This window comes from Streptomyces sp. NBC_01384, from assembly GCF_045040035.1.
Classification (GTDB): Bacteria; Actinomycetota; Actinomycetes; order Streptomycetales; family Streptomycetaceae; genus Streptomyces.
In genome coordinates this window covers 9,923,417-9,936,481 of the sequence record NZ_CP109559.1, presented here as the reverse complement: position 1 = coordinate 9,936,481, position 13,065 = coordinate 9,923,417, and the positions used below count along the sequence as shown (strand labels likewise).

Sequence of the window (13,065 nt, the reverse complement as noted above, 5' to 3'; positions counted from 1 at the left end):
GGTGATTCACGAGGTGGACGAGGTCCTCAAAGGGCTGCTCAGGAGCGGTGCGCTGGCCGGTTCCGGTATCGAGGTCGCCTTCGACGCGCCGAGCCGCGAGTGGGCCGCCCGCCGCAACGCGCCCGCCATCAACGCCTACTTGTACGACATCCGCGAGGACGTGCGGCGCCGTGAGCGCGGCGCCATGGCCGTGCGGGACGAACGCGGCATCGTGCTGCGCCGCCGCCAGCCGCCCCGCTGGTTCCGGCTGTCGTATCTCGTGACGGCCTGGACCAAGCAGCCGCAGGACGAACACCGGCTGCTGTCCGCGGTGTTGGCGACGCTGCTCCCCCACGAGATCCTGCCCCCGCACGCACTGCCCGACGCGCTGGCCGCACTGGGGCTGTCCGTGCCGCTCTCGGTGGCGAATCTGCACACCGAGTCCCGGTCCCTCGCGGAGATCTGGTCCGCGCTCGGCGGCGAGCTGAAGCCGTCGCTGGATCTGGTGGTGACCGCGCCGTTCCCGTCGTTCCCGGAGTACGACGCCGGGCCGCCGGTCACGGAGGGCGCCGGCGTGCGCGTACGCGGGATGGACGGAACCCTGGAGGGCTCGCCCGAACGGCGGCACCGGGCACGGCACTTGGCCTCCACGACCGCGGCCGACACGGCAGCGGGCACGGAGCTCCCGGCTGGGGACCGCCCGGTCGCGGAGGATCGAAACGGAGAGAAGCGAGCGAAGTGACCCCGCACGTCCCGGCGTCGGCCGCCACCGACACCTCGTCGTCCAGCGACGACACTTCACCCGCCACCGCCTCCGAGGGATCGGCCGACGCGCTCCTGCTCCGGGTGTCCCGGCTCCGCGAGCATGTGGCGCTGCTGGTCGAACACCGCAGCGCGACCGATCCCACCGCGGCCGATCCGCTGCGCGGCCTGTATCTGTCCGAGGACGCGGTACGGCATCTGCTGGAGCCGGCCGGTCAGGACCCCGCTCCCGAGAGCTGGGTCTCCGAGCGGGGCGACCGGCTGGATCTGCTGGCCCGGCGGCTCGGGCTGACCGAGCTGGACGTCCGGATCCTGCTCATCGCGCTGGCCCCGGACCTCGACCGCACCTTCGAGCCGCTGTACGGCTACCTCAACGACGACGTCAGCCGCCGCCGGGCCACCACCGGGCTCTCGCTCGACCTGTGCGGACTTCCGGCACACCGTGCCGAGGCACGGGCCCGGTTCCATCCCTCGGCTCCGCTGGCCGCGCTGGGCCTGGCAGTGGTCGAGGAACCCGAACGCCCCTTTCTGAGCAGGTCGTTGCGCGTACCCGACCGGCTGATCGCGCACCTGCTGGGCGACGAGACCCTGGACGCCGCACTGACCGGCCATGTCCACCGGCTCCGGGTGCCGGCGCGGGGCGAGCAGTACGACGAGGTTTTCCTGCGCAGGCTCGCCGACCGGCTGGCGGCCGCCCCGCTCACCGTCTATCTGCGCGAACACCGGGCGGGAGACGGTCTCGCCTGTGCCGCGGGCGCGCTGCGCGACGCTTCGGGGCAGGAGGCGCTCCACTTCGCTCCGGACAGGACCGCCGGGCAGGAGCCGATCGCCGACCTGCTCCGCGAGGCCCGGCTGCGTGACTGCGCGATCGTCGTGTCGCCGCTGCCGGAGGATCCCGCCCCGTTGATGCGGGCGCTGGCGGTGGACGACGTGTCCGTGCTGTTCACCGATCCGCGTCCGTACGATCCGCACTGGTGCGACCATCGCGACCCGCTCGTCCTGGACGCGCCCCGGCTGCGCTCCGGAGCGGTGGACGCGTGGGCGATGGCGCTCGGCACCGAGGGCGACACCGGGGCTTCCGCCCGTGTCGCACCCGTACCCGTACCCGAGCCCGCCCCCGGCTTCGACCTCGCCCCGGTGGTCGCGCCGTACCGGCTCGGTGGCGACCGGATCCTGCGCGCCGCCCGTGCCGCGCAGCGCCTCGCCGTGTTCGAAGGTACCGCGCTGACCCCCGCTCATCTGCGGCTGGCCGCCCGGCAGCAGTCCGCCTCCGGGCTGGAGCGGCACGCCCGCCGGATCCGTCCGGACGTCGGCTGGGAGGATCTCGTCCTGCCCGACAAACCGCTGGTGCAACTGCACGAACTGGCGTTGCGCGCCCGCCACCGTGACCAGGTGCTCGGCGACTGGCGGCTGAGCGCGGGCGGCGGGCGTGGCCGGGGCGTCCTCGGCCTCTTCGCGGGTGATTCCGGCACCGGCAAGACCCTGTCCGCGGAGGTCGTGGCCGCCGAACTCGGCCTCGACCTCTACGTCGTGCAACTCTCCTCGATCGTCGACAAGTACCTCGGCGAGACGGAGAAGAACCTGGAACGCATCTTCACGGAGGCGGACCGCACCGACGCCGTGCTCCTCTTCGACGAGGCGGACTCCGTGTTCGGCAAGCGGTCCGAGGTCAAGGACTCGCACGACAGGTACGCCAACATGGAGAGCTCCTATCTGCTCCAGCGGCTGGAGTCCTTCGACGGCATCGCGCTGCTCACGACCAATCTGCGCGCCAACATCGACGAGGCGTTCACCCGCCGTCTCGACCTCGTGATCGACTTCCCGTTCCCGGACGCCGACCAGCGGCTGGCCCTGTGGCAGCACGCCCTGACCCATGTACCGTGCGCCGAGGACACCGATCCGCGGGCCGTCGCCCGTGACTTCGAGTTGGCCGGTGGTTCGATCCGCAGCGCCGTGGTCACGGCCGCCTACGGCGCCGCCGGCCGCGGTGCGCAGGTCGACACGGCCGACCTCCTGGAGGGCGCGCGCCGCGAGTACCGCAAGGCGGGCCGGCTGGTGCCGGGCGAGGGCACCTGGTAGCTCCTCGCCCGGCTGCCCGCGCGGACGACCCTGCCCGGCCGACGGCTGTCGGCCGGGCAGGGTCGCTTCACACGGTGAACTTGACGGCCTCGAGCCAGAGCAGGTTGCTCAGGGTCCCGCCGAAGATGTAGTTGTCCCCGCCGGGTTCGTCGCAGCCCAGGCCTTTCCAGCCCTCGTTGTGGACGTGCGCGGTCTGGCAGACGACGCCCTTGCTCTGGCCGACGTTCATGGCGAAGCCCAGCATGTACGGGTCGTCCTTCTTGGTGCTGCCGATGTAGAGGTCGGCGCCGTCGACCACGCCCTTCCACGGCCCGAAATAGTGCCCGTTGCCGTTGGTCGACTGGGAGTCGTAGACGAAGGCGGTGGCAGCGGTGCCGTCGGTGTCGGACGTGGCGAGGTTGAGGGACTTGATCGGGCGGTTCTGTCCCACGGTGCCGGCCATGGCCCCGTCGCACACCGGTTTGGTCCAGCCCTTGTCCGTCAGATAGGCCCGGTAGCAGATGTGCCGTCCGGGGTCCTGCGCGGCCAGTTGCACGACGGCGGTCGCCGCCGTGTCCTCCTGCGGTTTGGCCGACTCCTTCGGCTTGGTCTCGGACGAACCTCCGCCGCCCCCTCCGGAACCGCTCGCGGCCTGTGTCTCGGGCCCCGAGGGCACGACCGGGGCCTGGGCGCTGGGCGAGGGAGGCGTGGGTGGCGCGGCGGAGGCCGAGGGGCTGGGCGGCAGCGTGCTGATGCCGGCTTCCTGGAGCTTCTCCGTGGCGGACGAGCGCACTGGGGGCTTGTACGCGATCCACAGCATCACGAACGTGATCGCGAGCGCCATGAACGCACCCAAGAACGTGGCGAGCCAACGCGGCAGGAACCCGCGCTGCACATACGTACCCTCCACCGGCTGCGGCCCCGTACCCGAACGCTGAATCGCCAGCGTGTACGGCCGCTGCTCCTTCGACCCGAACCAGATGATCTGCCGCGGCTTCAACGTCGCCTTCACGAACGCCGCACGACCCGGCTCGATCTGAACATTGCTCGGATGGATGTCGTACGACAGATGATCGCCGTTGTCACTGCCACTGATCGACGCCGTCAGCCTCGTATTACCCAGATTGTCCACCGCCAGCTTCGGCCGCCCACGAAAACGCCCCTTCACCGTCGGCGGCACCAACTCCGCCCGCACCTCAGTGAACGGCGTGATCGTCAGATTCCCCTCGGGAACCGTCGTGGCCTCCGGATGCTCCGTCGGCGTGATCCGCACCGCGAACGGATTCGGACCCGCCACCGCGTCGGGAGAACGGGGTGGCGAGAACATCAACTCCACCGTCCCCGTCGTCCCGGGATAGAGCCGCAGCGTCTGCGGCTCCACGGTCGTCCAGGGCGCCACATCACCCACCGGCTCGAACCGGTACTCATCCACCACGTCACCGGTGTTGCGCAACCGCAACCGCACCTTGGTGCTGCCACCGGGATCCACAGTGCTGGAGGCAGGCTCCAGCGAAGTCCAAAGGCTCACGCGGTGACGTTAGCCGCAGGTCCGCTCCCGGGGCAGCGGCCTCAGGGGTAAGGCCCCTGCACGAACAGGTAGGGCGCGGTGCCCTCTCGGCCCCGTGGCAGGGGCAGCGGCACCCGGCCCGACCCTGTCAGCGCCGGGGCAGCGTCCCTCCGGTGGCCACGACGACGAACTGCGCGTAGGAGTCGGCGTTCATCAGGGCCCGCCTGCCCATGGCGTACCAGTTCAACTGCTTGTCGGGGTGGGCCGGTTCGTCCTGACCGGTGTACTGGTCCGGGTCGCGGGCGACACGTTTGCCCAGCCTGCCCGCGGAGTGCTGCGCCAGCTCCTGCTGACTCCAGCCGAAGACCTGTGCCATGCCCACGTCGGCCTGGTCCTCGTTGAGTTCGTGCTCGTAGGGGCTGTACTGGAAGTCGAGCGTGCCGGCGAACCGGTGCGTGGCCTCGTGGATGATGTACCAGACGTTCTCGCCGGGTGTCCGCAGGTTGATCGGGCCCTCGCGTCCGGCGTCCATCGTCGGCAGCTCTTCGCTCTTCATGTCGTGGGGCCTGAGCCGCTCGCCCATGGTGGGGGCGACCCAACCGGCCACGTTGGCCTGGTCGGACCCCAACGCGCCCAGGTCGTACCACGGCGTCTCCCCCGCCAGCGCGATCTGCGCGCCCGACGCGTTCAGGCCCGTCTGGACCCGGGTGAGAACCTCCACGACATGCGACAGCAACGGTTCGATCTGCTGCGGTGTGGCCCGCTGGAAGGCCGGGAAGCCAGACCTGAGCGCATCGAGGAGCCGGCCGCCGGGAGGTCCGCCCGCCCCCAGCATGGCGATGGTCTCCGCCATCTTCCTCTTGGCGTCGACCAGCGCGTTGCGGACCCTGGCCTCGCGTTCCTTGTACGCGGTGCCGTTCCGGTGCGCCTGTGGGGTGTCGGGGATCGTGCCACGCTGGGAGAACTCGACGTTCCCACTGCCGAAGTGACGCCTGGTGACGTCGTCGTACTTGTCCCCGTGGCGCAGACCGTCGGCCCCGACGCCCAACTGCGCGGAGGTGGCGGTCTGGGCGGGGTTGGTCTCGTCCTGCCAGACGCCCGATGCCGGTATTCCCATGGCGAAGCGGGTCTGGGTGCTGGCGTTGTACGTCCAGACCGTGCGCTGGATCGCCGGCGCCCCCGCCTCCGCCGTCCCCGACCCGCTCCGCTCCGCCGTGTGGTCGACGGCGCGCTGCACAGGGGGCGCCCCGCTCATCACCCGCCGGGCGTTCTCCTCCGCCTGGACCTCGGCCCAGTCCCCGCGATCGGACATCATCAGCCCGGAGCCGTTGTCGGTGCCGGGAACGGGGCCCCGGATCTGCTGGCGGTAGTGATCCAGTTCGTGGGCGAGGACGTGCTTGTCCTGACCGTCCCAGACCACGTCGGTTCCGGAGGTGAACGCCTTGGCACCGATCTGCGCCGCCGCCCGCTGGGCCGCCGCGTCGGTGTGGACGCGTACACCGCTGAAGTCCTCGCCGCCGTACCGGCCTTCCATCTCGGTCTGCAGCGGAGCGTCGAGCGGCCGGCCCGGGGACCGCAGCACCTCGTGCACGGCGGAGCGCTGGACCGAGGGCCCGTGGCCGCAGTTCGCGTCGTGCTCGTGACGCTGCTCCTCGACGGCACGGGCCACCGCCGCGTTGCCCGCGGCGCGTTGCAGCGCCAGGATCCCTGCGGCGGGCCCGGGCGCGGGGGCACGGCCGGACGGCCGGCCCTCGCCCGTCCGGCCACGGGTCTTGTCGATCTCCTTGCCCTGCGCGTGCACTAGGACTCCATTCGAACGCGGGTGCACCAATCTGCAAGGTGTACCGGACGGCGCCGTCGCGGGGAACGCACTCAAGGGCAGTCCTGGGGGCAGCGTCCCTCATCGTCCGCGCCATGTGCCCCTGCGGGCAACAAAGCTGCCCCCTACCGGGTACGTAAAGACGTTTCGGCGCACGCGCTTCGCGCGTGAGGGTGAGTGACGTCCCATCTCGTACCCCGAGGAGAGCAGAGCATGCCGTCCTACCTGTCGCCGGGCGTCTACGTCGAGGAGGTGGCCAGCGGCTCGCGTCCGATCGAGGGCGTGGGCACCTCGGTGGCGGCCTTCGTCGGTCTCGCCCCGATCGGCCCCCTGCACGAGCCGACACTGGTGACCAACTGGACGCAGTACGTGGCGGCCTTCGGTGAGTTCACCGACGGGTACTACCTCGCGCACTCCGTCTACGGTTTCTTCAACAACGGCGGCAGCGCCGCCTATGTCGTCCGGGTCGGCGGAACGCCCGGCGGCGCTGCGGGCGACTCCGGGGCTCCCGCCGCGGTGACCGGCTCCGGCGCGCAGGCCGCGCTGCCGCCGGGCGAGCCGAAGCAGCTCGGCACGTTCTCGGTGAGCGCCGTCGCGGGCGGCTCGCTGAGCGTCGAGGTCGCCGATCCCGAGGGCGAGGGCCCGGCCGAGCGGTTCAAGCTGATCGTCAAGGACGGCGACAAGGTCGCCGAGACCTTCGACGTGACCGCCAAGAAGGGCGGTCGCAACTACGTGGTCACCCAGGTGAAGGAGCGCTCGAAGCTCATCGCCGTGCAGGAGGCCGCGCCCGCCGCCCAGCTGGCCCGCCCCGACAACCAGACGGTGGCGCTCGCCGCCCCGTCCGCCTCCTCCCCGGCCGTCCCGGCCACCACGGAGGACGGCCACCCCGGCCCCGCCCAGTACCTCGGCGACTCCGCCGACCGCACCGGCTTCGGCGGCCTGGAGGCCGTGGACGAGGTCTCGATGGTCGCCGTCCCCGACCTGATGGCCGCCTACCAGCGTGGCGCCATCGACCTGGAGGCCGTCAAGGCCGTCCAGCTCGGCCTGATCGCGCACTGCGAGCTGATGGGCGACCGGGTCGCGGTCATCGACCCGCCGCCGGGCCTCAACGCCCGTCAGATCCGGGTGTGGCGCCAGGAGACGGCCGGCTACGACTCCAAGTACGCCGCCCTCTACTACCCCTGGGTCAAGGCCTTCGACCCGGCCACCGGCCAGTCCCGGCTGATCCCGCCGAGCGGCCACGTCGCCGGCATCTGGGCCCGCAACGACTCCGAGCGCGGTGTGCACAAGGCGCCCGCCAACGAGGTCGTACGAGGAGCGGTTGACCTGGAGCTCCAGATCACCCGCGGCGAGCAGGACCTGCTCAACCCCATCGGCGTCAACTGCATCCGCGCCTTCCCCGGCCGCGGCATCCGTGTCTGGGGTGCCCGCACCATGTCCTCCGACCCGGCCTGGCGCTACCTCAACATCCGCCGGTACTTCAACTACCTGGAGGAGTCGATCCTGATCGGCACCCAGTGGGTGGTGTTCGAGCCGAACGACCACGCCCTGTGGGCCCGGATCCGGCGCAATGTCTCCGCCTTCCTGGTCAACGAGTGGCGCAACGGCGCCCTCTTCGGCTCGCGGCCGGAGGAGGCGTACTACGTCAAGTGTGACGAGGAGACCAACCCGCCGGAGTCGGTCGACCTCGGCCGCGTCATCTGCGAGATCGGCATCGCGCCGGTCAAGCCCGCCGAGTTCGTGATCTTCCGGCTGGCCCAGTTCTCCAGCGGCAGCGGCGAGTTGGAGGAGTAGCAGTACCGCCCTCTCGGGCACCAGCTCCGCCCCGTACGCCCAAGAAACCCTAGAAGGACAGAGAACAGATGAGTCTCCAGCCGGGTGACGCCCTTACTTCACACAATTTCGGCCTCCAGATCGACGGTGTGATGGTCGAGTACCTCGCGGAGGTCAGCGGCCTCAGCATCGAGCAGGACGTCATCGAGTACCAGCAGGTCTCCTCTCAGGGCATCCCCGTCACGAAGAAGCTGCCGGGCGTGAAGAAGGCCGGCACCTGCACGGTCGTCCGCGGTATGACGCAGTCGGCGGCCTTCAACCAGTGGATCACCGAGTCCGTCGCCGGTCAGATGAGCACCGCCCGCAAGAACGCCACCATCATGGTGATGGACTACATGAACAACCCGGTCAAGCGGTACAACATGCGCAACGCCTGGTGCAGCAAGATCGACACCAGCACCGTGAAGGCCGGCGAGGCGTCCGCGCTCACCGAGACCGTGACGATCACCTTCGAAGAACTGGTCATCGAGTAATGCGCCGTACGGCTCCCAGGGCGGCGGCCGCGGCCGTCGCCGAACCGGAGCCGGAGCAGACCGCTGCTCCGGCTCCGGCCCCGGCCCCGGCCCCGGCTGCAGCCGCGCAACCACTGCGCACCGAGTTCGAGTTCGAGCTGCCGCGCGGGTACGTGGACGACTCCGGCACCGTGCACCGGCACGGCGTGATGCGGCTCGCCACCGCTCGCGACGAGCTGGTCCCCTTGCGGGACATGCGAGTGCAGGAGAACCCGGCGTACCTGTCGGTCGTGCTGCTCGGCCGGGTCATCACCCGGCTCGGCACGCTTCCGCTGGTGCACGACGGGGTGGTGGAGAACATGTTCGCCTCGGACCTGGCCTTCCTTCAGGACTTCTACCGTCAGGTCAACGCGGAGGGCCACACCCGTGCCGCCGTGACCTGCCCGCACTGCGAGGAGCCGTTCGAGGTCGAACTCGGCGGGAGCCGCCTGGGGGAATCGTGACGTACGCGACCGACCGCATCCAGGAGGAGATCGCGTACATCGCCTATCACTTCCACTGGAGCCTGGAGACCATCCTGGATCTCGAACACCGCGACCGGCGCGGCTACACGGAGCAGATCGCGGCACTCGTCAACCGCGGCGCCGGAGAAGGGTGACACGGCGTGGGGCTTTTTGATCGGCTGCGGGGCGGCGCGGGCGGCGGACCCCAGCGGGGATCCGCCAGCGGTTCCGCCGCCGCGTCCGCTTCCGGACCGGCGGGCGCTTCGACTCCGGACGGCGGTGCGAATGCCGGGGTGAGCGATACGTCCACGGCGGGCGGTGCGGGGCGGGGGGCCGGTGCGCGTGTGGTCCGGCCTGCCGCCTGGCCCGCGCTGCCGCCGATCCAGCGGGCCACGGACCGGCCGGGCTCCGTCGCCGACGCCGGGTTCGGCGGCCGGTTGACGACCTGGCAGAACCCCTCCCTCACCGGCACGCTGTCGCACGCCGTCCTCGACGGCGCCCCTGGCGGACTGGTCAAGGGCCTGCTCGCCGCCCCGGTGGGACCTGCCTCCGGGCTCGAACTCCCCTCGCTCTCCCTGCCGGTTGCCTCGCCCGCGGAGTCGGGCGAGGAGACCGGTGCGCTGCCCGTGCAGCGCATGAGCTCCCCGGTGGCGGCCCTCGGCCCGGCGGGCCCACGGGTGACGCCCGCCGCTCCCCGGGCCACACGGCCGACCTCGCTGACCAAGGCACCGGCCAGGCCCGCGGTACAGCGGCGGGCCCTGCCGGCGATGAAGCCGTCCGCGCCGTTGCCGTCCGTACCTCAGCAGTCCGTACCTCAGCCGTCGTCGACGCCCGCCGTCACCGTCCCGGTTACCGGTGGCGGCGGCAGTGACGGTGCCAGTGGTAGTGGCACTGACAGTGGCAGTGGTAGTGGCACTAACAGTGGCAGTGGTAGCGGTAGTGGCGCGACGCCGTCCGGCTCTGCCGCTTCGGTGAGCGTCTCCCGGACATCGGGCACTGCTCCCCGGGCTTCGGTTCCCGCCGCCACGCTCCCGGGTTCCGGGACACCGGCTGCCTCCGCCGGCCCGGTCACGCCTCCCGTCTCCCTGTCGCGATCGCGCGACGGTTCTGCCGCCCGGTCCGATCTTCCGGTCCAGCGGAGTACGTCGGGCGGTTCCAGACGTACGGGGCTGGGGGCGCCGTCCGTTGGGGACGAGCCGTCGGCCGGGGCATCCGTACCGGCGTCTCCCCTTCCCGCAGCACCGACGGCATCGGCGGCACCGACCGCTCCAGTGGCTCCGGTGACTCCGGGCGGCAGCCCGACTGCGGGTCCGCCGCGTCGACGCTCGGGGCTGGGCGCGCCCTTGTCCACTCCGCCTTCGCACGCGACGCCGGTACAACGTCCGGTGCAGCGTGCGACGGGAACCCCAACGGGACGACCGGCCGCACGCAGCGGTGCGACGACTCCCCCCGCTCCCTCCGCGACGACGTCTCCCAGGACGCCGTCCCCAGAGCCAGGGATGCCGCCTTCGGGGTCGTCGTCATCAGGTGCGGCACCGTCTCGACTGGAGTCTCCCGAGCCGGGAGTCCCGTCCGGAGACCTGCCTGTTCAGCGTGCGGTATCGACCCCGGCTCCGACCCCGGCTCCGGCTCCGGCTCCGGCTCCGGCTCCGGCAGGTTCCTCCGCGGCAGGTACGGCCACGGCGGGCAGCCCTGTCGTACAGCGGGCCGTCGTAGCGGAACCTCGCGCTCAGAAACGTACGAGTGCGGTGGAGGGAACGGCGCAGAGTCCGGCGGGCAGTGGGCCCGTCGTCCCCCGGCAGGACGGTGGCGCGGAGCCGGTCGCTCTCACCTCCCCGCCGTCGCCGCGTCCACCGGTGCGCCCGCTCGCTCCCGCACGCGCACTGACCTCGCTGCTGCCCTCCACGCCTCCTGCCGCCGCCGTGCAGCGCCGTACCGCTCCCGCGGCCGTACCGCTGCGGCGCGCCACAACAGCCGACAACGGCCGGAGCGGGTCCCGTTCCGGCGGCTCCGGCGGTGGCTCTGTGAGTGGCCCGTCGGCGCGGCGGGCCGACGGGCCCGGGCCGGCAGGAGCAGCCGGCCCAACAGGGGGCACGTCCTTCGCCCCCGGTGGGGCCATAGCCGGAACGACCTCGACCGCGGCCCCGGCCCCGGCCCCGGCCGTACAGCGTTCCTCGGCAGCCGGGGCCCGTCCCGGGCCTGGCGGCGGTCTGGTAGCCCGTCCGATACGCCGATCGCCTGAGGCACCGGGAACGGCACCTTCGTCGACCAGGTCGCCTGGGTTGCCCGGTGGCACCGGTGCCGTGGTGCAGCGGGCAGTGTCGCAACCGTCGGTCGGCGGGCCCGTCGCCGGTACCCACGGCGGTCCGGCAGCGCGCGGCCCCGAGGCTCCCGGCGCCGGTGCTCCGGTCCTCCGGCGCCTTGCCACCGTCCCCCTTGCCCAACCCGGCACCCGTGCAAGCGGCCCATCGGCGCGACGCAGCCCGGCCTCCGTAGGCCCTACGAACCCGTCGACGCCGAACTCACCGACGACGACAACTTCCCCTGCAGTTCAGCGCGTTGCCTCCTCGACTCCCCCGACTTCCTCGACACCGCTGCCCCGTGCGAGTGCGTCACCGGCAACACCCACCGGTCCCACGGGACCGCTCGCCCCTCGCGCATCTGTTCCGGCTTCTGCTCCATCTCCAGCTCCAGAGCATCCCGGCATCGCCCGTACGAACGTCGCCGGGCCCCTCGTGCAGCGCTCGGCAGTTCGGCAGCCCGAGACCTCGTCACCCGCACCCCAACCCCAGGTGTCCGCGAAGCAGCACCGCGCTCCTCGCCCCGACGCCACGACCCCACGACGTCTCGGCCTCGGTGCCCCCGTCGTCCAACACGTCACCTCCGAGCCCGCTCCGCCGCGGCAGGCACCCGACACACCCGCCGTTCAGCGCTCGACGGCTCGCCATACCCCTGCGCACCCGCTGCCCGCCGAAGGCGTTTCCCCCGGTCTCACACCCCCGACGACGCACAGCGCCACCCCCGTCGTACAGCGTTCCTCCACGCCGAGCACGCCCATGCCTCGCCCGTCGGACGGGCTCCCCCTTCCGACTGACCCGACAGACCCGGCGGGACCAACGCAACCGACGCCACCGATTCAGCACATGAAGTCGACGGCCCCAGCGCAGCCAACACCCCCAGCGCCGCCGACGACTTCCGCGAGCCCCACCCCCCGTGCGGCCGTCCCCCTCAACGCAACCCCCGCCGCCCCACCCGTAGCCCTGCCGGTACAGCGCTCCTCCGCCGTCCCTCCCGTACTTCCCGCACCCACCACCGCCGTCACCGCACCCGCCACCCCCGTCGTGCCCCCAGCCCTCCCCTCGGTGCAGCGGGACGTCAACCCGATGTCCCCTCCCGCGTACTCACCCGCCTCACCTCCGCCGACGCCACCGCCGCCGCCTCCGAGCGGCCCCCCGCCCCCGTACTCCGCGACCGAGCCGCCCCGTCGGCCACTGCCCTCGCACGCCGAGCGCGAAGAGGCCCCGCCCACATACACCGCCGTCGATTTCGATCCCCGGTCCCTGACCCAGGGTCAGATCGACGAGCTGACACACAAGTTGGCCGGGCCGATCACCCGCTTGCTGCGGACCGAACTCCGCCTCGAGCGGGAGCGGATCGGCAAGTTGCGCGATCCCCGTCGCTGACCTCCACCACCCCGTACGACACCCCAAGAAAGGCCGATCTCCGATGGCCACCGATCGAGACCCGGGCTCCACCATCTTCTTCACCCTGACCATCGACGGCGAGAGCCTCGGTTACTTCAACGGGTGTGAAGGACTCTCGTCGCAGGTGGAGATCGAGCAGCGCCAGGAGGGCGGCAACAACGGGTTCGTGTGGCAGCTTCCGTCCCGCGTGACCTTCTCCAACATCCGGCTGACCCGCCCCCTGACACCGGACACCGCGAAGGTCGCGGCCTGGGTGTCCTCCGTGACCACAGGGGTCAAGCGGCCGACGGCGCAGATCGCGGCGCTGCGCGCGGACGGCTCGGAGGTGGCCCGCTGGGGTCTGCTCGACGTGCTCCCGGTCAGTTGGCAGGGGCCCTCCCTGGACCCGGCCAGCCCGGCCGTGGCCACGGAGGTGCTGGAAATCACCCACCACGGGTTCACGGACTAG

The 13,065-nt window shown here is 71.7% G+C and carries 10 protein-coding genes; 8 read left to right on the top strand and 2 right to left on the bottom strand.

The features are described 5' to 3' along the window. Window position 1: 1 nt before the first annotated feature. Both OG747_RS45670 and OG747_RS45665 read left to right on the top strand, forming a co-directional pair. Window positions 2-721: a DUF4255 domain-containing protein gene (locus tag OG747_RS45670; protein ID WP_143606978.1), complete on the top strand. Its 720-nt coding sequence runs from the start codon at window positions 2-4 to the stop codon at window positions 719-721. A 95-nt stretch (window positions 722-816) separates the two neighbouring features. Beyond that, window positions 817-2,820: an ATP-binding protein gene (locus OG747_RS45665; protein ID WP_405886043.1), complete on the top strand. Its 2,004-nt coding sequence runs from the start codon at window positions 817-819 to the stop codon at window positions 2,818-2,820. A 67-nt stretch (window positions 2,821-2,887) separates the two neighbouring features. On the opposite strand, the gene OG747_RS45660 is transcribed toward OG747_RS45665, so the two are convergent. Continuing rightward, window positions 2,888-4,327: a hydrolase gene (locus OG747_RS45660; RefSeq protein WP_405885260.1), complete on the bottom strand. Its 1,440-nt coding sequence runs from the start codon at window positions 4,325-4,327 to the stop codon at window positions 2,888-2,890. A gap of 127 nt (window positions 4,328-4,454) precedes the next feature. Next, complete coding sequence (locus tag OG747_RS45655; protein WP_405885259.1) at window positions 4,455-6,107, bottom strand: DUF4157 domain-containing protein; 1,653 nt, start codon at window positions 6,105-6,107, stop codon at window positions 4,455-4,457. 231 nt (window positions 6,108-6,338) lie between these two features. Between OG747_RS45655 and OG747_RS45650 the strand changes: the two genes are divergently transcribed. The 6 genes from OG747_RS45650 to OG747_RS45625 all read left to right on the top strand — a co-directional run bounded on the left by OG747_RS45650 (window position 6,339) and on the right by OG747_RS45625 (window position 13,065). Then, window positions 6,339-7,919 (top strand): phage tail sheath subtilisin-like domain-containing protein, encoded by a 1,581-nt coding sequence (locus tag OG747_RS45650; RefSeq protein ID WP_405885258.1) that lies wholly within the window; start codon window positions 6,339-6,341, stop codon window positions 7,917-7,919. A gap of 68 nt (window positions 7,920-7,987) precedes the next feature. Then, window positions 7,988-8,431, top strand: coding sequence for a phage tail protein (locus OG747_RS45645; protein ID WP_054230236.1), 444 nt, complete (start codon window positions 7,988-7,990; stop codon window positions 8,429-8,431). Next, complete coding sequence (locus OG747_RS45640) at window positions 8,431-8,913, top strand: hypothetical protein (protein ID WP_351527922.1); 483 nt, start codon at window positions 8,431-8,433, stop codon at window positions 8,911-8,913. Before OG747_RS45645 ends, OG747_RS45640 begins: the two co-directional genes overlap by 1 nt. Continuing rightward, complete coding sequence (locus OG747_RS45635) at window positions 8,910-9,068, top strand: DUF6760 family protein (RefSeq protein ID WP_095856654.1); 159 nt, start codon at window positions 8,910-8,912, stop codon at window positions 9,066-9,068. Before OG747_RS45640 ends, OG747_RS45635 begins: the two co-directional genes overlap by 4 nt. A gap of 2,988 nt (window positions 9,069-12,056) precedes the next feature. After that, a complete protein-coding gene (locus OG747_RS45630; RefSeq protein ID WP_405885257.1) occupies window positions 12,057-12,596 on the top strand; it encodes an extensin in 540 nt (179 codons plus the stop codon). A 43-nt stretch (window positions 12,597-12,639) separates the two neighbouring features. Then, complete coding sequence (locus OG747_RS45625) at window positions 12,640-13,065, top strand: phage tail protein (protein WP_054235291.1); 426 nt, start codon at window positions 12,640-12,642, stop codon at window positions 13,063-13,065.

Bases quoted from the DNA above. Each gene is read 5' to 3' on its own strand.
- OG747_RS45650 (WP_405885258.1), top strand. From the start codon at position 6,339: ATGCCGTCCTACCTGTCGCCGGGCGTCTACGTCGAGGAGGTGGCCAGC.
- OG747_RS45645 (WP_054230236.1), top strand. From the start codon at position 7,988: ATGAGTCTCCAGCCGGGTGACGCCCTTACTTCACACAATTTCGGCCTC.
- OG747_RS45640 (WP_351527922.1), top strand. From the start codon at position 8,431: ATGCGCCGTACGGCTCCCAGGGCGGCGGCCGCGGCCGTCGCCGAACCG.
- OG747_RS45630 (WP_405885257.1), top strand. From the start codon at position 12,057: ATGAAGTCGACGGCCCCAGCGCAGCCAACACCCCCAGCGCCGCCGACG.
- OG747_RS45625 (WP_054235291.1), top strand. From the start codon at position 12,640: ATGGCCACCGATCGAGACCCGGGCTCCACCATCTTCTTCACCCTGACC.